The organism is Allosphingosinicella sp., assembly GCF_059502505.1.
The window spans coordinates 1-20805 of the sequence record NZ_JCACEU010000013.1; the positions used below are offsets into that span (position 1 = coordinate 1).

Annotated in this window: 18 protein-coding genes; 10 read left to right on the forward strand and 8 right to left on the reverse strand. The window is 63.5% G+C overall.

The window, feature by feature from the left end:
* The first annotated feature begins 395 nt into the window (after positions 1-395).
* Entirely contained in the window at positions 396-701 is a 306-nt protein-coding gene (locus AC5JBD_RS01320) for a hypothetical protein (RefSeq protein WP_495719955.1), read from the forward strand.
* 174 nt (positions 702-875) lie between these two features.
* Positions 876-1196: a hypothetical protein gene (locus AC5JBD_RS01325; RefSeq protein WP_495719956.1), complete on the forward strand. Its 321-nt coding sequence runs from the start codon at positions 876-878 to the stop codon at positions 1194-1196.
* A gap of 127 nt (positions 1197-1323) precedes the next feature.
* Here AC5JBD_RS01325 and AC5JBD_RS01330 read toward each other — a convergent pair whose 3' ends face one another.
* The gene (locus AC5JBD_RS01330) at positions 1324-1866 is read right to left on the reverse strand and encodes an SCO4402 family protein (RefSeq protein WP_495719957.1); all 543 of its coding nucleotides are present in this window, start codon (positions 1864-1866) and stop codon (positions 1324-1326) included.
* A gap of 1559 nt (positions 1867-3425) precedes the next feature.
* Here AC5JBD_RS01330 and AC5JBD_RS01335 point away from each other — a divergent pair.
* The 3 genes from AC5JBD_RS01335 to AC5JBD_RS01345 all read left to right on the forward strand — a co-directional run bounded on the left by AC5JBD_RS01335 (position 3426) and on the right by AC5JBD_RS01345 (position 4854).
* Positions 3426-3872: an SMI1/KNR4 family protein gene (locus AC5JBD_RS01335; protein ID WP_495719958.1), complete on the forward strand. Its 447-nt coding sequence runs from the start codon at positions 3426-3428 to the stop codon at positions 3870-3872.
* Between the two features lie 108 nt (positions 3873-3980).
* A complete protein-coding gene (locus tag AC5JBD_RS01340) occupies positions 3981-4307 on the forward strand; it encodes an excalibur calcium-binding domain-containing protein (protein ID WP_495719959.1) in 327 nt (108 codons plus the stop codon).
* Positions 4308-4407: 100 nt separating this feature from the next.
* A complete protein-coding gene (locus AC5JBD_RS01345; protein ID WP_495719960.1) occupies positions 4408-4854 on the forward strand; it encodes a hypothetical protein in 447 nt (148 codons plus the stop codon).
* Positions 4855-5334: 480 nt separating this feature from the next.
* Here the strand turns inward: AC5JBD_RS01345 and AC5JBD_RS01350 are convergent, their stop codons facing one another.
* The 3 genes from AC5JBD_RS01350 to AC5JBD_RS01360 all read right to left on the reverse strand — a co-directional run bounded on the left by AC5JBD_RS01350 (position 5335) and on the right by AC5JBD_RS01360 (position 10265).
* Complete coding sequence (locus AC5JBD_RS01350) at positions 5335-6012, reverse strand: S24 family peptidase (RefSeq protein ID WP_495719961.1); 678 nt, start codon at positions 6010-6012, stop codon at positions 5335-5337.
* Between the two features lie 319 nt (positions 6013-6331).
* Positions 6332-8875, reverse strand: a complete 2544-nt coding sequence (locus tag AC5JBD_RS01355; RefSeq protein WP_495719962.1) for a polynucleotide kinase-phosphatase — start codon at positions 8873-8875, stop codon at positions 6332-6334.
* On the reverse strand, positions 8865-10265 hold the full coding sequence (locus AC5JBD_RS01360) for a 3' terminal RNA ribose 2'-O-methyltransferase Hen1 (protein ID WP_495719963.1): 1401 nt from the start codon (positions 10263-10265) through the stop codon (positions 8865-8867). The genes AC5JBD_RS01355 and AC5JBD_RS01360 overlap by 11 nt, the downstream gene beginning before the upstream one ends.
* Before the next feature lie 575 nt (positions 10266-10840).
* Here AC5JBD_RS01360 and AC5JBD_RS01365 point away from each other — a divergent pair.
* Both AC5JBD_RS01365 and AC5JBD_RS01370 read left to right on the forward strand, forming a co-directional pair.
* A complete protein-coding gene (locus AC5JBD_RS01365; RefSeq protein WP_495719964.1) occupies positions 10841-11080 on the forward strand; it encodes a hypothetical protein in 240 nt (79 codons plus the stop codon).
* 196 nt (positions 11081-11276) lie between these two features.
* Positions 11277-12902 carry a serine hydrolase gene (locus tag AC5JBD_RS01370; protein WP_495720099.1) on the forward strand — a complete coding sequence of 542 codons (1626 nt, stop codon included), beginning with the start codon at positions 11277-11279 and terminating at the stop codon, positions 12900-12902.
* A gap of 167 nt (positions 12903-13069) precedes the next feature.
* Here the strand turns inward: AC5JBD_RS01370 and AC5JBD_RS01375 are convergent, their stop codons facing one another.
* From AC5JBD_RS01375 to AC5JBD_RS01390, 4 genes are all read right to left on the reverse strand, one after another.
* The gene (locus tag AC5JBD_RS01375; RefSeq protein ID WP_495719965.1) at positions 13070-14020 is read right to left on the reverse strand and encodes a tyrosine-type recombinase/integrase; all 951 of its coding nucleotides are present in this window, start codon (positions 14018-14020) and stop codon (positions 13070-13072) included.
* Between the two features lie 44 nt (positions 14021-14064).
* Entirely contained in the window at positions 14065-14226 is a 162-nt protein-coding gene (locus tag AC5JBD_RS01380) for an Arm DNA-binding domain-containing protein (RefSeq protein WP_495719966.1), read from the reverse strand.
* Between the two features lie 283 nt (positions 14227-14509).
* Positions 14510-15040: a phosphoribosyltransferase gene (locus AC5JBD_RS01385; RefSeq protein ID WP_495719967.1), complete on the reverse strand. Its 531-nt coding sequence runs from the start codon at positions 15038-15040 to the stop codon at positions 14510-14512.
* The gene (locus tag AC5JBD_RS01390; RefSeq protein ID WP_495719968.1) at positions 15037-16065 is read right to left on the reverse strand and encodes an adenosine deaminase; all 1029 of its coding nucleotides are present in this window, start codon (positions 16063-16065) and stop codon (positions 15037-15039) included. The genes AC5JBD_RS01385 and AC5JBD_RS01390 overlap by 4 nt, the downstream gene beginning before the upstream one ends.
* Positions 16066-16314: 249 nt before the next feature.
* On the opposite strand from AC5JBD_RS01390, the gene AC5JBD_RS01395 reads away from it, so the two are divergent.
* From AC5JBD_RS01395 to AC5JBD_RS01405, 3 genes are read left to right on the forward strand one after another with little or no spacing between them, the layout of a single operon-like run.
* A complete protein-coding gene (locus tag AC5JBD_RS01395; RefSeq protein ID WP_495719969.1) occupies positions 16315-17757 on the forward strand; it encodes a TolC family protein in 1443 nt (480 codons plus the stop codon).
* Positions 17754-19487: a type I secretion system permease/ATPase gene (locus tag AC5JBD_RS01400; RefSeq protein ID WP_495719970.1), complete on the forward strand. Its 1734-nt coding sequence runs from the start codon at positions 17754-17756 to the stop codon at positions 19485-19487. Before AC5JBD_RS01395 ends, AC5JBD_RS01400 begins: the two co-directional genes overlap by 4 nt.
* Positions 19484-20785: an HlyD family type I secretion periplasmic adaptor subunit gene (locus AC5JBD_RS01405; protein WP_495719971.1), complete on the forward strand. Its 1302-nt coding sequence runs from the start codon at positions 19484-19486 to the stop codon at positions 20783-20785. Before AC5JBD_RS01400 ends, AC5JBD_RS01405 begins: the two co-directional genes overlap by 4 nt.
* Positions 20786-20805: the final 20 nt, after the last annotated feature.

Here is a 20805-nt window from a genome sequence, read left to right on the forward strand (position 1 = left end):
GCGGACAAATCTCGAAGCGCACTTCAGCGGCGAATGTCTGCACTAGGTGGAAAGCGGACGTTAAGGGTTGCGGCGCGAGAAAATTATATGCGCCCGACTGAGTTGATTGCCGGATTTCTGCTTGGAAGCTTGGCCTCGTCGGCTTGGGCGTGCCCCCCACTCCGGGTCGAACGGATGAGGAGGTTCAGGCAGACGGACGGACGGCTCGAGATCGCGCCCGTAGCCGCTTCAAAGCTGCAGATAACGTCATCTACGGAATTGTTACTCGGGCAGGTGAGGATGGTCAGACCGCTCGGTTGAAGATACTTCATGTTTATAAGGGTCCCCTAAGACCCGGCTCGACGATCGACGTTCGCTCAATTGACTATTGGAAGCTCCACCGTCCCATCTGTGCAATGATGATCACGGGCCCGGTGCTGCGCGCGGTGGGCGAGTACGGCGTGATCGCTTTCAGCGGTGAGAAGCCTAATCTCGACTTCCTTGACGAGTGTACACTGGACTATTGGTTCAGGAATCGTTGGATACCCCGCCAGTCTGCACCCAAGCCCCTGTACACGAGGGGTAACGGCACCATCTGCGACGTCTATGACATGAAGCCTATCGCCGGGCTGGAATTAACAAGCCGTTGCGCAGCGGATCTGAAGAGCCTCCGCGGACAGCGTGAGTGGCCGCAATGGGTCGAGAGCGGACGCTGGCTGTGACGGTCAGCAATGGTCGGAAAGGGGACGTGAGCAGCGTCTGAGGTTGACCGCTCCTTCATTGACCGGCGGTAAGGCAAACTGATGTGGAAGCCTTGGCCAATAATCATTCTGATGCTCGTGGCGTCCTGCACAGTCGGGCCTCGCGCTACCCACCCCAGGGGACATCCTGCCTGGATGGTCGGGAAGTGGGGGTGGATTGATGCTTCAGAAGAGTCCGAACTGCAGGGGGATTGCTCACCAGAAATCGAATTTTATCGGGGCGACGGCTACGTGGTGAGTGGTCAGACCTCGGCACGTTGGTGGATCGAAGGCGACGAGCTCGTCAGGGTGGGAATTGGGGAGGCCTACGGAGAGAACGCTGAGGGCAAGGTTTATAGGAATCGCTTCACCCGGATCGCTCCCGGCGTGCTGCTGTTCGAAAGCGCCGAAACCACGCAGAAGCTGGTGCGCTGTGGAGAGGTTCCACGGGAGTGGAAGTTTCGACCCGTAGAGTAGCTGCTGGATCCGCGGATATCTCCCTCGAGTGACTGGCCTAGCAAAGCACACCGCATGGTCCGCAATGGGTCGAAAGCGTATGCTCGCGTCAATGTCCGCGATGGGTGGAAAACGGACATGAGGCTTCTCATCCGAACTTCCTGCGCAATCTGCTCAGGAGCTGCTGCAACATCCATCGACGAGCAGGCGTAATGATCGACCCGGTCAGGTCAGTCCTCCATCCGCGCCCCTCCTCATCCCAGTGTAGGGGCTGCATAAGCGCCTCTCGCTCAGCAGGCTCTTTCAAGAGTGGCAGAAGCCTCTGCTTGGCTTGTTCGGCAGCATCAACGACAGCATGCCATTTCGGATCAGCGAGGATGGCGTCGTCGTCATAATCGTCGCCTCCCGGACTCTCGTATGCGTCGGCAAGAGCGTGGAATTGTTCGACGGCAACAGCTTCCTCTTCCGTGAGATGCCCGCGTCCTACACGCCTTTGAAGGGCGTCCTCGTCACCCATGAACGTGTCATCGAAATAGCTGCACATGCACTCGACAAAGGAATAGTGCGGATTGCGCTCCTGCGGGTCCAGCCAGCGGGACTGTTGAGTTTCGTCATCACTGAACGCCTGAATGGAGCTCAGCCACAGCATTCGCCAGTGTCGCCGCTGATCGTCCTCGGATGGCTCCGACATATGGTCGTCTCTTCCGTTGGCGCTCAACCTGCCGCATGCGGCGAATGTCCACAATGGGTCGAAAGCAGGGATTGCCGCGAGGGGCCGCAGTGTGTGCTTAGCGGGCATTCAGCCGAAGACGAGGATCGGCATCGAAGGCTACCCGCGCCGGATAAGTTTGCCAGACCGGCTGATCCCGGTGTCCACGCTGCCAGAAATAGACGACCCACCTCTCGCCTGGCTTGGCCACGGGGTGCCCGTCGTCGCAGGCCGCTGAGCCCCAGCCGCGCGTGAAACGCACAACCTTGGGTGCATAGGACCCTCGAAGAAGCCGTTCGACCGTCGCTGTGGCTTGCCAAGGATGAGCATCGGAGAAAGGGGCGGCAGTGTATTTGGCTGCGCTTACTCGCACCAGAGCCACAGCAGAGATCGCTCCGCTTCGATACCCAATGCTACCCGCTGCTTAGGCGCGAGTGCAACGCGACAAGCGATACCAGGCGTAGCGATGGCCGCAACCGCGACTGCTAGAATAATGCTCAACTTAGCCGAGGGCATCGAGGCAGGATAGAGACAGCACGTAGGTCCGCAATGGGTGGAATGCAGACATTGCGTTTGCGACTGCGCTAAAGCGATAGATGGGCAATGAACTCAGCGACCGCGAAATTGCCGAAGGGCCAGAGTTACCCCCTCCGACCGTCAGTGCTGGAAGCCGCACTGGCCGACGCTGCCCTCCAGATTGACACTCACCTCAGCCGGACCCCGGGTAAGCTCTTTGATGCGCATTTCTGGCCGCCAAATGAGAATGTGTCACACGAGCGGCTCTATGTTCGCGCCGGGACTGTCTCCTCGGAAGCCGCGGGAGCTTGACGTTGGGCTGAGGAGGTGATGCTGCCAGACCTGATGAATTGGGTCTCAGATATCCTGAGCCGGGACGCACACTCGCCCGCGCGGCGCGAGAAGCAGAGCATTTGCTTCGAACGCCCCTGAACGTCCGCAAAGGGTGGAAAGCGGACATTGCGCATGCGCTGTAGCGGGCGGCTAATCTACGCACATGCCGCTAGCAATCTTGCCGTTTTCGACAATGGTGCGACAGCCATATGGATAGTCAGTTGCTTGGCACTGGCCCGCGACCTTCATCCCATGGCGGCGAGGTTTCGCTCCCAGCTTTATTTCATCAAGAAGACATTGGCCGCTGCACTGCGAAGAACTTCTACATGGCTTCCCCGCATCTGGCAGTGGAAGGACGCATATCTGATCACCGGAAAAGCCTGCAGTTGCTAGCCTCCCGCTCTTGTTTATGCATGCCGCCAACTCCCCGGAACTTAGTGTTCTTCCTCTTTGTGCGGCCAACGCATCTGGAGATGTCGAGATAGTCGCAAGCAGCGTCGCCATTGCCAACACAGACCGGTTCATTCGAGCCTCCCTATTCTGCCGGCTACTTAGTTCAGGATGCCTTCGAATGTGCGAACGTCCGCAATGGGCGGAAAACAGACCTAAGCTGCTGAAGGTCCGCAACAGGTGGAAAGCGGAATTGAGGTTTGCAGCATTGACCTTCGGGCGACGTCGCCCGATCACATGGTGTGCACGCGCATCTGAAGCTTCAGGAATGGTGGTCTGGCACTGGAGCAGATATAGCCACCGCGGCCCGACCGGATGAGCACATCAAGGCGCTCCTTGATCGCTACGATCTAACGATCCCGTATGATTTCAGGCGCTATCTCAGCGAGTCCTCACCCACTGAAGACAATTGGGACGAGGAGATGGGGAATTGGTGGCCCCTGGAGCGCCTGAAAAACATCCCCGACGAATATGAACACGAGATTCCATCCTTCATCCCAGAGAGGGGCAGAAGGTTTGTGTTCTTCCTTGACCACTGCACTTGGTGCTGGGCGTGGGCCATCTCGTGTGCCGACGATGAAACTCAAGGCAAAGTCGTCTTGATCGGCGGACAGAGCGAGCGATTTGTCGCCGACAGCTTCTCCGAGTTTGTGGACCGCTACACTAGGGACTGGCTCTCCGTCAGCTGAGCCCGAGTGTCCGCCAAGGAGCGAAAGCGGAAGCTGGGGCTGCTCCCCTAAGGTGGCGGCATATGTGAGCTTTACCACCCTTTGAGGGATTAGTGGCAAGGACGAGGTGTGTCTCGTCACTATCCGAAGAAGCATTTCAGCAAGCGCTCGCACCGTCAGCATTATGTTTCGCGTCCTGAGAGCACACTCAAGACGGCCTACCGATATGGTAGCGTTGCCATCGTAGTCGGCGTGTTTCTCGCCTTCGGGTCAATCGCTTGGGATAAGCATCAACAACGGCAGGCGATCCTTGCCGCACTGCCGCCCGGCTTCACCTATTCGGGTTGCGATGCAGTCCGCGCTGCTGGGGTCGACCCGCTCTACCGCTTCGAGCCCGGCTACTCCGATCGAATGGACGGCGACGGCGATGGCATCGCGTGTGAGCCCTACCGGTAGCAACGAGTTCTGAGTGACGGATCCAGATCATCAAAGCGGACGCGTTCTAAACGTCCGCAATGGGTGGTAAGCAGACATTGGGGAGTGATAGCGTGCCGTTATGGTGAGCGGCTTTCGCAGTGCAGACGACTTCCAGCCCGTGGTTGGATGGCAACTCTATCAGGTGACGCTCGACAAATACCACGTGATGTTTTTCTTCGAGAACGGCTGGCAGCTTCTGAATGTGGCGCACGCCTTCTCGTATCGGTCTGCTGATGGCTCAGTAGCCTACACCTATGACATCGAAGGGCCCCGCAAGAGCATCGAGTTGGATAGGATTTTGCGGAAGCGGGTGGTTGAGGTGTCGGTCCGGGCTAAAGACCGGCTGGCGCTGATCTTCGAGAACGGCGACGAACTAACGGTTCATGACACCCCGGAATTACGCGCATGGTGGTTCCAGCCGATGCCCGACCCGGACCATACTGAAAAGGCACACAGGGTTGGTGCTTCTCGGATGAGGAGGTCTACTGAGGATCAATGTCCGCAATGGGTGGAGAGCGGACATTGATCGGCTATGATCTGGTTAGGGGGAAGTTCTATGCCACGCCTAGCTTGCACCTTGGCCCTTTGCGCGGCGCTCGCTCCGTCAACCTCATTCGCGCAGCCGGGTAGCTCCGCTGCCGCAGGGATGAACGACGCAGAGACCAAGGCCTATGACGAGGCCTTCGACAAGGCGTTCCGAACAGCCTTCCGCATCAAGTCAGTCGATCAATGCCTAGCTTCCGCCCCCGAAACCGCAGCGGCAGGGCTCGACATTACTCCATCGTGCGCCTGTATCACCGAAACCTTGTTGGCGACGAAGTCGGTGAAGCAGCTCCAGGAGCTGAACACTGCGGACCCGAACGAGGAGGAGCTGAAGGCTGTCGTTGCTTCATGCCTGAAAAGTGATCCCCCTTGGCCCCTTGGCCCGTTGGCCGGCAACAGCCTAGTGGGCAGTCACACAAGTAGCAGACCTATGTCCGCTATTGGTCGAAAGCGGACATTCACCTCAGAGCCGTTTCGCGGCCCAGACCACTCTGCCGATTATGTGCACCTCCTCCAGCGTGCAGTCGTAGGCGCTGTAGAGGGCGTTGTCGGAGTGCAGGCGGATGCGCGCTGTCTCCCCCGGCACCACCTTGACGCGCTTGGCGACGAGGCCCGCACCGTCCCACAGCACGAAGATGCCAGGGGGGGAGGGTGCCTTGTGCGTGATATCCACGGGTATCCGATCGCCCTCCGACAGAGTGGGAAGCATCGAATCTCCTCGCACCGACATCAGTCGGACGTCGCCTTCCCGCACAGGCAGGTCGCGCTCCAGTAGCGCACGTGGGAGATGCCAGGTCGCGAGCGTGTCCGGCTGATCCTCGTTGAGAGCGCCAGCGCCGGCAGCTGCTCGGATCTCCACCTCGGGGATGGCGACGATGTCGTTGGCGGACTGCGCCGAAGCCCGCTGCTTGCGAGCCGCCGGAGGGAGCGCGAAGTTGTGCTCGATTTCTGCTTCATCAACGCCGAGGAAGGTAGCCAGAGCCGCACGTGTCTCGTCAGCCAGACCCTTCGGTGTCCCCCTGAATAGGAATTGCTGAAGGTAGGCTTGATTCTTCCCTATCGCCAGCGAAGCGGTCTTCATGTCCTTGCCGGATTTCTGGATAAGCTTCAGAATTTTAAGGCGGACCGGATCGAGCTGCATTCTTTTTCGCTCCTTTCCGCTTTCCTGCTCTGCCGCTCCGCGCATCATTGCCACGGTCTCTAACTCGCTTCTCGTGCTTTAAGTGGAAGCGAATTTCCCATACCTCCTGAGGCTTCAGCGCTCGCTTCGGCCCTATTGATCGGCCTGCGTTCCACGCCGATCCCGACGATTGCTGATGATGGTGCTGTTGGCGGTACATCTCTCTTCTCCTGAGCTGCGGGATGCAGCTTCAGGAGAGCGCCTCATGGACGGCCTGGCTGTGGCCGCAAACGAGCAGTCTGGAGCCGGGCTTCAGTCGCGCGGAAGTAGACTTTGAGGCTTACAAGCGAGGGTCCACCGGTTCAGACTCCAATGCCAGCACGCCGAAGACGCATTGGTGCACGCGCGTGAGCGGCGCATGCTCGACGAAGCGGTGCAGCGCTTCCATTCCCAAGGCGAACTCTCGGATGGCCATCGATCGCTTCGTGCCGAGGCCCCGCTGTTTCAGACGCACGAGGTTCTCGGGACGGTCATAGTCCGGGCCGTAGATGATCCGGAGATATTCCCGCCCGCGACATTTGATGGCCGGCTGAAGCAGACCACGCTTGCCCTTGGCGATGAACTCCTTCGGCTTCACCACCATTCCCTCGCCGCCCGCCGATGTGAGCTCCTCCCACCACGCGACAGCGTCAGCCACGGCGGCATCATGGTTGAGATCAAGCTCCCGGAAGCGCGTGGCGCGGATCAACTCCGGGTCCGCAGCTGCTAGCCTATGCGCTTGGCTCATGTGCCACAGGTGATCGCGGTCCGAATGAACCGCACCCTCGGATGCGAGAAGGTGAAACGGCGCGATGACGAGATCAGCGATGCCGCCGAACGGGGCGACGTAGCGATTGTAGGCGTCGCGATAGCGCTGTGCGTTCGCGAGGCGAGTGGTCGTAGCAGACGCTAGCTCATCCACTGCGACGCCGCGAGCACGAGCGGCCGTCAGCGACTCCGCCAGTCGATCCAGCCCCGCCAACGCCGCCGCACCGACAGGAGCATATTGCTGCTCCAGGAGCGCCTTCGCCTTCATGCTCCATGGAAGGATCTCGCAATCCCACAGCACCCAGTCTGTGGCGAGCTCGTCCCATAGTCCCGCCCTCGACATTGACTCATCGACCCGGTGCAGAGCCTCCGCTTCCAACGATGCATCGCTGAAGAAGCGGCGACCGGTCCGGGTGAGCACGACGCCGCGTGCGCCATCGGAGACGCCGAAGCGCTTTTCAGCCGTATCCACGGAGCGAGCGAGCAAGATGAGCCCGCGCGAGCCCATATGCTTCTCCTGAAGGACCAGTGACCTGATCCCCTTCGAGCCATAATAGGCGAACGCCTCCTCCGGCCTTTCCAGCCAATCCTCCTCTGCGGATGTCTCGGGCGGCGACATGGTCGGCGGCAGGTGGATCAACCAGCGCGGATCGGCCGCGTGACGGCTGATGACCTCGATTGCGGCGGCCGCGTTCTCCTCGCGCACGACCACGATACCGAGGTCTCGCGTTTCGATCGCCTGCTTGCCGAGGACGTCCGCGATGTCGAGCTGGTGCGGGTGGTCACCTCCGGTCTCTGCGGGAGGCGCAGCGAGCGGGCGGATCGGCTCATAATAAGTCCGCACGGCCGGAACCGAGACCAGGTCCATCTCCGGATAGCGAAGCGCCGTAAGCTTACCGCCGAAGCAGCAGCCGGTGTCGATGCAGATTGTGCCGTTGACCCACTGCGCTTCGAGTACCGGAGTGTGGCCGTAAACGACCCGAGCCCGACCCTTGTAGTCCGCCGCCCAGTCGTAGCGGACCGGCAGACCGAACTCGTCGATCTCGCCGCTCGTCTCGCCGTACATGGCGAAGCTGCGCACCGCACCGGACGCGCGGCCCTGCATCTCCTCCTTGAGCCCGGCATGGGCGACGACGAGGCGACCCTCGTCCAGGACATAGTGGCTGATCAGGCCGTCGAGCCAGTCGCGCGCGTCCCGGGCAAACTCGGGCGGTTCGGCGGCGAGCTGCTCGATCGTCTCGGCCAGGCCGTGGGTCGTCTTGACGTTCTTGCCCGATAGGTGGCGCTTGAGCTTGTCATCATGGTTCCCGACCACCGCCAGGGCGATCCCGCTTTCGACCATGTGCTTGGCTATCCGGATAGCGTCGGGCGAGCGGGGGCCACGATCGACGAGGTCGCCGACGAAGATCGCCTTACGCCCATCGGGAGGCGTGACGCGGACGGCTTTGCCGTCCCAGCTCACGGCATATCCCAGCTCCGCGAGCAGGGTCTCCAGCTCGTCGGCGCAGCCGTGGACGTCACCGATGATGTCGAACGGCCCAGTCTCCTCGCGCCGGTCGGTCCACAGCTTCGTCCGCGAGATGGCGACCGCATCGACGTCCGCTTCGCTCTTGAGGACGTGGACATAGCGGAGCCCTTCTCGCTGCATCCCGCGCATGGACCGCCGCAGGTTCTGCATCTGCCGCCGGACGGGCCCGGCGCCGAACTGGCGGTCAGGACGCGCGGCATTACGAGCGACCGCGATCGCTTCCGGTAGATCGAAGACGATGCCGACTGCCAGCGCATGCCATTTGCGGGCAAGGGCAAGCAGGCCCTTGCGAGCCTCGGGCTGGACGTTAGTCGCGTCGACGACGGTGAACCGACGGTTCTTGAGCCGCTTCTCGATAATCGCATGCACGATGTCGAAGGCGTCGCCGGTGGCGGCTTGATCCGTCTCATCGTCCGCCACCCAGCCGCGCGCGCGATCGGACGACACGACCTCGGTCGGAAGGAAGTGCCGCGCCGCGAAGCTCGACTTTCCGGTGCCGGAAGCGCCGATCAGAAGGACAAGGGCGAACTCGGGAATCTCAATCTGCACGCGTGAATACCCCCATCTGGGTCGGTGCGCCGAGGCCTGGATCGGCAATGCCGATGCCTTCGAAGCGCACTTCATATCCATGAGCCCGAGCCAGGTTTTCCGCCCAATGCTCGAATTCGTGCCGCGACCACTCGAAACGATGGTCGGGGTGCCGGAACTTGCCGGCCGGCAGCTTCGGGAAGAGCGCGTTGTAGTCGGCATTGGGTGTCGTGATCACCACGGCGCCGGGCCGTGCATGGCCGAAGACCGCTTGCTCGAAGCTCGGCAGCCGGTCCGCGTCCATATGCTCGATGACCTCGACGACGGCGGCGGCATCGAAGCCCTTCAGCCGGTCGTCGCGGTAGACGAGCGAGCCCTGGAGTAATTCGATTCGCCGGCGCTGACGGTCCGGCATGTTGTCGAGCCGAAGTCGTTCGGCGGCGGTGGCGAGCACCCGAGGAGCCACTTCGACTCCGACGATACGGGTAAAGCCGCGATGCTTGATCAGCTCCCGAAGAAGCCTGCCCTCGCCGCAGCCGAGATCGACGATCGACGCGGCGCCGAGCCCCTTGAGAACCTCGGTGACGCGGGCCATCCTCTGGTCGTTGAGGCGGATCGGCTTCTCGAGCGCTTCCTCCGCCGCGTCCCGTGCGAGGCTTTCCTCGGCTTCCTCCGTCTCGACGGTTTCGTCCAACCCGCAATGGGCCGCGCGGACCAGCGACTTGAACCCCTTGAGATAGCGCGAGACGATCAGCTCCCGCTCCGGATGCTGGTCGAGCCATCCTTCGCCCTTGCGCAGCAGCTTGGCGACCTCATCCTCGCCGATGAAATAGTGCTTCGAGTTGTCGAGCACGGGGATCAGCACGAAGAGATGGTTCAACAGGTCGGCCACGCGGGCGCGGCCGGTCAGCTGCATCTCGAGATAGGGGCTGTCGCCCCACTCCAGATGCGCCGGATCCATCTCGACGGACGCGGAAACGACGTCATATCCCAGCGGGCGGAACAGACGCTCGACGAGGGGGGCACCCCCGCCGCGCGCAGGCAGCGGCACGACGCGGGCCTCCACCGGAATCGGCGTCTCGGCGAGTTCCTGGCGATGCTTGGACCGGCCGCCCATGGCTGTGTTCAGCGCCCTACCCATGGCCACCGACAGGAGCGAGGACGCGGCATAGGGCCGGTCGTTCACATATTGATCCTGCAGACCGGCAGCTGTCCCCTTGCCGCGCACGAGCTCCACCGGGTCGATCTCGAGGGTGAGAGCGGCGGTGCAGCGCTCGTCAGTGGCCTCGGGATAGAAGATTGTCGCCTGGCCGAAGGGAAGATCCGTCACGTGCACGTTGTCGGGGTGCTTCATTAGCAGGAAGCCGAGGTCGGTCGCCGGCTGGTGAGTGGTTGAGATGGTCAGCAGCATATGTGTTCTCGGCAAAAAAAAGCCCTTCCGAGGGCTTCGGAAGGGCTGTCGCTAAAAGGGTATTGCGAGTGAAACCCTTATGGCGCAGCCCCCTTGCAAGGGACGTTGAAGCAGCTTTTCGCAGCGCAGGACATCGCGGCGCCACTGGCGCGGCGAGACGGAACGGGCGTTCTGAACAACTTCATAGCGTCCTTCTCGACTTGAGAATCCGCCGCGTCAAGCATCGCACAGGCGGCCACGGCTCGTGTCCGGTCTTGGCAGTCGCCGATTGTTCTCTCGAGCGTCAGGAAATGGCGCATAGCTGACTTTGCCCGCGTGTCCGCAATGGGTGGAAGGCGGACATTGCCGCAGGCTTCGCGAGTGAGATACCAACTGTTGGCCGATGATCCCAAACTTGGGAGCAGCCTACGCCCACCCGCGGAGATGTCGAAGCGCAATCTTCTAAGGTTTTTAGATCCTTGGCACGTTGTCTGCTAGGGGTTAGACGGGCCTCCTGATCGGCAGGGGGCTATCTCTGAAGGAGACAGAGAATGACGTCCGAATCTGCTTCCAGGCACGAAGGCACAATTATAGACGTGGCCGAAGCCGAGGAATTTGGCGCACTCGCCGGCAATTGGCTCGAAGCTGAAAAGGCGGGGGACGCGGCGGCGCAGGAGGCGTTTGAAAATGAGCTTCACGAGCGGATTACGTTCGACCAGATCGATCGCATCCAGGGTCTCAATGCGGCGACAGGCGAACCCTCAACCGCCGAAACAGAGCGCCTTCGAGGCTTGCTTCAGCGCATCTGGAACAACGCTTCTGTGAAGCGTGGCTGAGCGGGTGCTAGTCGGCGCAAGAGAAGCCGAACTTGCAGCGAACCAAGGTCTGCGTCGGATCGAAAGCGGACCACCCCCAAGATGGCGCTTGCTGTCCAGCGAAGTCGCCTTGCAATGAAAATGAAAAAGGCACTAGCTGATGCGAAGCGGCAATTCGTCATGTCGACTAAAAGCCCTAGGGTGCCTTCTCGCGCTGATGCCTGCTGCATGTGCCACGCGTCCCGTGGGCGTTGTGCAAAGTAACAGAGTTCTAACCGCAACCGTTCCGACGATGATGGAACAGGCCCTCGTGCCGGGTCTGCAGATGGCGGTTATCGAACGCGGGCAAATCCGGGTGCTGCCGTTCGGAGAAGCAGACGTTCAGTCCGCTAGTCCCGTCACTACGGTAACCGTCTTCGAAGCAGCGTCTCTCGGTAAACCAGTGCTAGCCTACGCCGTGCTGAAGTTGGCCTCGGATGGGCAAATCGACATAAACGTGCCGGTGGGCAGATACCTCGATGGGCTCACCGGGGGCCTCGAAAAGGTGACGGCCCGGCAACTTCTCAGCCATACTGCAGGGCTGCCGAACACCGGGTCGGCGGCGCCCGTGACTCTTAGCGAGCCGCGCTTCAGCTATTCCGGGGAAGGCATCAAGCTGCTTCAGCGGGTTGTGGAGCGCATCACCGGCCAGTCGCTCCAAAAATACATGGAAAGAGCCGTGTTCAAGCCGCTCGGGATGACTAGCTCGAGCTTCATCTGGCGCGATGATTACGCGTACAGGAAAGCGTTCGGGCACGGCTATACTGGAAATTCAGCGGGCCGGAGCCGTATTCCCAATGCTCAAGCGGCGTCCAGCCTAGAGACCACTGCTGGAGATTATGCACGCTTCCTGATGGCGGCGGTTCGGGGCGAGGGTCTCGCGCCGGCTCTTGCTCAAGAGATGCTTCGGCCGCAGGTGACACTGGAAGAAGGGTGCGTCATCTGCCTCGACCGTCCTCGCGGAAAATTGTCTCCGCATCATTGGGGGCTCGGCCTCGGGCTCGAGAAAGTTGGCGGCCGAACCTATGCCTGGCACTGGGGCGATAACAACCAGACGATGCAATCCTATGCTGCGCTCGACACCGGTGGCGAGCGCGGCGTTGTGATCCTTACAAACAGTGCCAACGGGCACTCGATTGCCCGACAGATAGCTTCAGACGTCCTTGGCTCCGATGCCCCGGGCTATGCTTGGGTCGGAAGCTACGGTGCTTACACGGATCCATCGCGGCAACTGCTTAGCAAAATCGTTAGAAACGGAGTCACCGGCACAATCGCGGCGGACATTGCGCTCCCCGAGGGGGAGCTGAGCCAAGTCGCAGAGCGCCTCGTCGCTGGCGGCCGTTCCGCTGATGCTGCCGCACTGATGCGCAGGCTGATCGCTGCTCGCCCTGCCAGAGCGGACGATTACGCACTGCTTGCGGAGGCACTTAGGAAAAGTGATCGTCTCACCGAGGCGTCAGAGGCGGCCAATTCGGCACTCCAGCTTCAGCCGCATCATCCGAAGGCTAAGGCAGCGCTGGAGCGCATCCGGCAGTCGCAGCGACGCATCCCCGCCGAGGACCTGGAGCGGTTCGCCGGCCGCTATGACAGCCCGTTTGGCGTTCTTGAGGTGACGAGTAACGGACGCCGGCTAGTTGCCCGCCTCCTAGATCAGTCACCGAGCGAGATGCTCCCGATTTCCGACAGGGAGTTCCTCATGGAAACGATGAACGTTCCCATCGAATTTGTGGCGGATAAAGACGGTATCGTCAGCCATGCTGTTGTTCGTGCTGGCGGTGAGATCAACCTGCCCCGATTGCCGTGATCAGGAATGCGCCGTCCAACCTTCTTCTGTTGCGGATGCTGCGCACAAGTCCAAGGCCAAAGCCATCAAATGACACTAGCAACCAAAATGACAGCTCTCCCCCTCATTAGTGACATTCGGCCGCCTCCGCTGTGCGGCAGCTGAGGGCGCAAAGCAGACGCTTCTGATCAGCCTCGCAGCCCCGCAGCGAGTGCCTGTGAGATATCGTTGGCCGCAGCTGTCACTGGATCCGCGGCAAGGTGGGCATAGCGGGCCGTAGTTTGGACCTGCGAGTGCCCGAGCAGCTTCCCGATCATTGGAAGGCCCTGTCCCGCTGCCACCGCCACTGAGGCGAAAGTGTGCCGAAGGTCGTGAATGCGGACGTCCTTCAGCCCAGATCGGGCACGAACCCGCTGCCAGAACGGCTGAAGGTCGGACAGCGGCTTGCCTGGCTGGGTGCCGACAACCACGTGCGGATTGAAGCGGCACCGCTCAATTCTCTTGATCACAGCAACCGCGGCTCGCCCGAGCTGAACCATCTTCGCTCCCGTCTTAGAGTCCGGCAGCCGCAGGACGGAGGTGACGAGGTCCACGTCCTCCCACCGCAGCTTCATGATCTCGTTCAGACGGCAGCCGGTCAGCAGCAGCAGCCTTACCGCCGCGATGGCTGAAGGAAGCTCCACCCGCTCCGCCTCCATTTCATCCAGCACCTGCCCAAGCCGCTTCAACTCGGCTGCGCTCAGGAACCGCTCCCGCTTCTCCTCAGGATACTTGCGGATGTGGCGCCGCGGATTGCTCCCGTCGGGACGCAGTCCCCACATCTCGGCAAGGTTGAACATCTTGGAGACGACCTCGAGGTTGCGGTTCGCCTGGTAAGGGATGCGCCGCAGGTCGTGGTGGAACTTGGCAACGTCGGCGCGGGTGACGTCGGCCACGCGCAAGCGCCCAAGGGTAGGCAGGATGAAGCGCTTCAGGTTCCGCCGATACTCCTTGGCGGTGCTCTCCTTCACCCGGACCGCAATGTGCTCCTTATCGAAGCGGTCGGCGAGCTCTGCCACGGTGATCGCCTCCCGCCGCAGTTTGCGGTGGAGAGCGGGGTCGCCGCCGTTCCAGACCTCCGCCAGCACTTGGATAGCCATGCCGCGGGCCTGCTCGGTCGTGAGCACCCCGTGCGGCCCCAGCGTCACTCGACGCGATCGACGGCCGCGCGATACTGGACTACGTAGCTGCGGCGCCCAGAGGGCAGGATGCGAACGCCGAAGCCGGGCAGCTCACCATCCCACAGCATGCATTCCGCGGCCCCAACCGGCTGCGCCTCCACCAACTTCTTCGTGAGTTTCGCCACTTCGATCCTCCTGCTTCCATGCATCGGATCAGCGGCAGTTCTGGAAGGGTGGCGTAAGCAAGAAGCTTCGAGTTGCTGCGAAATCCGGCGCGGATCAGTGAGGGTCCTGTGCTCCGCACAGTCAAGTTAAGTCACTGAAAACGCGAGGAAGAAAGCACTGGAGCGAAGTGGAGGGTAGGGGCCTCAACACGACTCATAACCTGAAGGTCGTAGGTTCAAATCCTACTCCCGCAACCAGACAAGAAAGCCGCCTTCGGGCGGCTTTTTTTGCGTTCGCGGCCGGTCAGCCGAGCCGCTCCGGCACTTCCAGCGCCTCCTCGCGCAGCGTCGCCCGGCTGGCCATCGCTTCCCATGGAAATACGAACCACCTCTTGTCTACGTCGCGATCGATCGCGGTGGAGCTGTAGTCGACCCTGGCCTTCGAGCGGACGTTGTTGACCAGCACGCCGACCCGCACCCGGTCGTCGACGCCGCCCTGGCTCTCGATCGCGTGGCGGAGATAGGCGATCGTCGATCCAGTGTCGTTGATGTCGTCAATGATCAGGATGTGCGTGCCCTCCCTGCTCTTGGCGGCGAGCTTGGCCAGCAGCTCGCCGGCGAAGCTGGCGTCGCCGGAGGAATGGTCGACCGACAGCAAGGGGACGTCGAGCCGGTGCGACAGATAGGCCGCCGGCACGAGCCCCCCGCGGCCGATGCCGACCAGGAAATCCGCCCGCCACGTATCCGCCTCGAGCTCGCCGGCAAGCGTTTCGACGTCAGCTAGGAAGCGCTCGTAAGGGATGTAATAGAGTTCGGGATCGGGAGGCGCGGTCAAGCGGGCACCCCCTGGGACGCCGCGACATATCGGTCGATGCCGGCGACATGCGCCTCGATCTCCGCCTCCGGAAGGAAGGAGCCGAGGAAGCTGTTCCGCGCGAGCGTCGCCAGATCGTCGCGGTCAAGGCCGCGCGCGAGGGCGGCGGCCCGGTAGTTGGCGTTCACATAGCCGCCGAAATAAGCGGGATCGTCCGAATTGATCGTGACCCGCAGACCCTGCGCGAGCATGTCGTCGATCGGATGCTCCTCCATGCGCGGGACCACACAGAGCTTGAGGTTGGAAAGCGGACAGACGGTCAGCGTCATCCGCTCCCGCGCCAGCCGCTCGATGAGCCGCGGATCTTCCATCGAGCGATTGCCGTGGTCGAGCCGGTCGATCCGCAGGATGTCCAGCGCCTCCTCGACATAAGCGGGCGGCCCTTCCTCGCCGGCATGGGCGACGCGCTTCAGGCCGCGCTCTCCGGCGGCGGCGAATACGCGGGCGAACTTGCTCGGCGGATGCCCGACCTCCGAACTGTCGAGGCCGACGCCTTCGATGCGGTCGAGCCACGGCTCGGCCTGGCGCAGAGTGTCGAAGGCGGACTCCTCGTCGAGATGGCGGAGGAAGCAGAGAATGAGCTTCGACGTCAGCTTATGCCGCGCCTCCGCCTCCGCCATGCCGGCCAGCAGGCCTTCCATCACCACCGCAAAGGGGACGCCGCGATCGGTGTGGGTCTGCGGATCGAAGAAGATCTCGGCGTGCCGGACTCCGTCGGCCGCCGCACGGTCGAAATAGGCGGTTGCCAGGTCGCGGAAATCCTCCGCCTGCAGCAGGACGTTGGCGCCCTGATAATAGATGTCGAGGAAGTCCTGGAGGTTCGAGAAGCTGTAGGCGCTCCGCACCTCCTCAATCGAGGCGAACGGGATGGCGACGCGGTTCCTCCGCGCGAGCTCGAACATCAGCTCCGGCTCTAGGCTGCCTTCGATGTGGATGTGCAGCTCGGCCTTGGGCAGTCCGCCGATAAAGCTGTCGATGTCGGTCATTCCATCTCCCCGAGCCGGCCTCGCCTGCCGTTCCTAGCCAAGGCCGCGGCCCTTGTAACGGCCCGCGACGCGGTTTCTGCTCCGGCGCAGGCTCCCGGCGTGCCGCACGGCGCCAAAAATGGAGCGGATCCAAGCGATTGGCGGTCGCCTGCATTTTGCGCTACGGGACCCGCCGGCCAAAGGATATATGGCTAACGCGCAGTCCGGCTCGTGGGGGGCAGGAGCGCTCGCTCCGAGGGATTCGGACAGTTGAGTTTGCCAGCCTCGCTCCTCGTCATCGTCGCCCTGCTGTCTGGACAGGATGCGTCCCAAAGCGAGGCCACCCGGCCCTCGGGCTCCCCGCTCGTGCGCGCGGAGCCGCCGGTCGAGCAATTGCCGGAGCCCACCGCCGATCCGCTCGCCATCGACCCGGCGGCCGACCCGATCCTGCGGCTCTCGCGTGAGAGCGTTGCCGGCGCCGAGTTCCTCCGCCTCGTCCAGCAGGCCGTCGATCGCAGCCCGCGCGTCGGCGAGAGCCGCGCCGGCATCGCCGAGGCCGAGGCGGCGGAAGACGAGGCCCGGGCCGGCCTCTATCCCAGCATCGACACCACCCTGAACTCCCAGCGCTCGATCCTCCGCAACTTCGAGGATCGCGGCATCGACAATATCGTCGAGAGATCGCGCGCCGAGGGGCGTAGCGACCTTACCGTCAGCATCAACCAGCCGGTCTACGACTTCGGCGCCACCGAGGCGCGCATCGCCGCCGCCGGCGCCCGTCTGCGGGCCGCTGCCGAAGAAGCCGAAGCCTCGGCGGACCAGGTGGCGCTGCGGGCGATCGCCGCCTGGTACGACGTCTTCGCCTATCGCGCGCTGGTGACACTGGGCTCCGCCTTTGGTGCCGGCCAGGTCGATTTGCGGGACGCCATCCAGACCCGCATCGACCAGGGTGTCTCCGCCCCCGGCGATCTGCCGCGCGTGGAAAGCTACATCGCGTCGGCCGAGGCGGATCTCGCCCGCTACCGCCGCCAGCTCGCCAATGCCGAGGCGCGGTTCGAGGAGATGTTCGGCGTGCCTCCGCCCGCAAATATCGGCCGCGCCCCGATCGTCGCCGGACCGACGATGAGCAAGGAGCTGGCGCAGTTCCTCGCCCGTTCGAACCCGGAGGTCGAGGGTGCCGAGGCGCTCGCCCGCGCCGCGCGGCAGGAGGCGAGAGCGGCGCGTGCACAGACGCTGCCGAGCGTCTCTGCCGGCGTCGACGCCGGCAAATACGGCCTCATCGACGCCGACGATTACGACATTCGCGGCCGGCTGACGGTCCGCCATCGCCTGTTCGGCGGCGTCGACGCCCGCGCCGACCAGGCCCGTGCCCGCGCCGATGCGGCCGAGGCCCGGGCCAGCCGCACCCGCAGCGAAGCGGAACGCGAGGCTTCGATCGCCTGGTCCGACGTGGCCGCGCTCGAGCAGCAGCTTGCCGCCCTCCAGAGCAGCTATGTCGCCAGCCGCCAGTCGCGCGATGTGCTGGCCGAGCGATTCCGCGTCGCCCGCGGCACCCTTTTCGACCTGCTCGAGGCCGAAAGCGGCTATTTCAACGTGTCCGCAACCTACATCAGGGCAATTACCGAGCTGGACGCGTCGCGCTATGTGTTGCTCTCGCGAACCGGGCGGCTGCTGCCGACGCTCGACATCGAGCCGCCGGCACTGGAGGAAAGATGAGCGAGCGCGACATGGTCGAAATTCCGGAGACGCGCTTCGCGCCCTGGCTGATGGAGCCGATGCGGCGGAACAGCTCGATCTACATGAAGGTCGCGCTGGCCGCCGTGATGATCAATCTGTTCGCCCTCGCCACCTCGCTGTTCACGATGGTCGTCTATGATCGGGTGGTGCCGAACAACGCCACTGCCTCACTGGTGGCGCTGTCGATCGGCCTCACCATCGTCATCATCTTCGACTTCGTCCTGAAGACGCTGCGCGCCTATTTCGTCGACGTCGCCGGCGCCCGCATCGACCGCGAGGTCGGCGCCAGCATCTTCGCCCGCCTGCTCGCCATCCGACTCGACCAGAAGAAAGGCTCGACCGGCGCATTGGCGGGCGTGGTGCGCGAGCTCGAGACCTTGCGTGAATTCTTCGCCTCCGCGACGATCACGGCCATTGTCGACGTGCCCTTCATCCTGATCACTCTGGCGGTGATCGCGATCATCGGCGGGCCCGTCGTGTTCGTTCCGCTCGCGATGATTCCGCTGGTGATCCTCACGGGGCTCCTCACTCAGCCGGCGATGGACCGGCTTGCTGCAAAGTCGATGGGGGAGGGGCTGCTGAAGCAGTCGGTGCTGGTCGAGACGATCGGCGGGCTGGAAACGGTGAAGACGGTCGGCGCCGCCCCGATCCTGACCGAGCGCTGGCTCGGCGCGGTCGAGGAGCATGGCCACACCGCTCTTCGCCAGCGCCTGGTCTCCAACATCGGCGTCACCATCGCCGGCTCGGCCCAGACGATCTCCTATGCCGGCGTCGTGATCGTCGGCGTCGGCCTGATCGCAACCCAGGACCTCAGCATGGGCGGCCTCATCGCCTGCTCGATCCTCGGCGGTCGCGCCGTCGCGCCGCTCGGGCAGATCGCCACCCTGCTGTCGCGCCTCACTGCCACCCGCACCGCCTATCGGCAGCTCAACGCCCTGATGCGCTCGCCGGTCGAGGGACCGGAAGGCGAGCCGCTCGTGCTGGCGAAGACCGAGGGAAAGATCGAGTTCCGGAACGTTCATTTCCGCTATCCCGGCGCGTCCGAGCAGGCGCTGGACGGGGTCAGCTTCACCATCCAACCCGGCGAGCATGTCGCCCTGCTCGGCCGCGTTGGCTCGGGCAAGTCGACCATCGCGCGCCTGATCCTCGGCCTCTACGAGCCGCAGGAAGGGCTGGTGATGTTGGACGGCACCGACATCCGCCAGCTCGATCCAGTCAGCCTGCGCCGCAAGATCGGCAGCGCCATGCAGGAAAGCCTGCTCCTGTCCGGCTCGGTGCGCGAGAATATCGTGCTCGGCCGCGACGGCATCGACGACAATGAGATGATCCGCGCGTCGGATCTGGCTGGCACCCACCAATTCATGGGCCAGATCGCCAACGGGTACGACCTGAAGCTCGCCGACCGGGGCGAGGGCTTGTCCGGTGGGCAGCGCCAGTCGATCGCCATCGCCCGCGCGCTCGCCGGCAGCCCGCCCATCGTGCTGTTCGACGAGCCGTCCAGCGCGATGGACCAGCAGACGGAGGGTAATTTGCTCGACCGGCTGGAGCGCGAATTCGCCGGCCGCACCTTCGTCGTCATCACTCACCGCACCCCGTTCCTGAGGCTGGTCAGCCGGGTGATCATCGTCGATCGCGGCAAGATCGTCGCCGACGGACCGCGCGACCAGATCCTCGCCAAGCTCAATCGCCCGAAGGTCGCTGCCGTATGAACGAAATGCGCTCGCTCGAGGATTATGCGGATCGGGTGCGGCCGAAGACGGCGGCCAACATCCTGCTCTGGGCGATCGGCGCCTTCGTCGTGATCTTCGTCCTCTGGGCCGCCTTCACCGAGATCGACCGCACCGTGCGCGGCATGGGCAGGATCATCCCGAGCTCGCAGCTCCAGGTCGTGTCCAACCTCGAAGGCGGCATCGTCGAGGAGATATTGGTCAAGACCGGCGACATGGTGCGGCGCGGCGCCCCATTGGTGCGGCTCGACCAGACCCAGACCGGTGCCGAGTTCGGCAGCAACAGCGCCCAGTTCGACGCCCTGCGCATGCGTATCGCCCGCCTCGAGGGCGAGCTTTCCGGCCGCGCGCCCGTATTTCCCGCAAACACTCCGATGGCGGCGGAGCAGGCCCAGATCGAGCGGTCGCTCCATGCGAGCCGGATGGCGGATCTGAACAGCCTGCTCGCGGCCGCCGGCTCGCGCGTGACCCAGGCCGAGCGCAGCGTCGCCGAGGCGCAGGCCGCGCTCGCTGCCCGCCGCTCCGCCCAGGCCGCGGCCGAGACCGAGCTCAACCTGATCCGGCCACTCGTCCAGCGCGGCATTGAGCCGCGGCTGTCGCTGATCCAGGCGGAGAATGCCGCCGCTGTCGCCTCGAGCGAGTCAGCCGCCGCCGCCGCCGCCGTGACCCGCGCCCAATCCTCGGTGGCGGAAGCCCGTTCGACCCTCGCCCAGCAGCGCCAGGACTGGCGCTCCAAGGCGGCGCAGGAGCTCGCCACCGCCCAGGCCGAGATGGTCGCGCTGCGCCGGACGCTGCCGGCGCTGTCAGCGCGCGTCGATCGCACAGTCGTCCGTTCGCCGCTGGCCGGCCGCGTCAACCGCGTCCTCGTCACCACCGTCGGCGGCACCATTCCCCCCGGGGGGCCATTGGTCGAGATCGTGCCGAGCGAGGAGAACCTCCTCGTCGAGGTGCAGGTGCGGCCCGAGGACATCGCCTGGGTCCGCACCGATCAGGACGCCAAGATCAACGTCACCGCCTATGACCAGTCGATCTACGGCTCACTGGACGGCAAAGTGATCTCGATCTCGCCCGACGCCACCCTGAACGAGCGCACCGGCGAGAGCTTCTATACCGTCCGGGTCGGCACCAACGACAAGCTCCGCGACCGCAACGGCCGGGTGCTCGAGATCGGCCCCGGCATGGTCGCCGACGTCAGCCTGCTCGGCGACAAGCGCTCGGTGCTCGACTACATCCTAAGTCCGATCACCCGCCTCAGCGAGACCGCGCTGCGCGAGCAGTGATGTCGCTGCCGCCGGAAGGT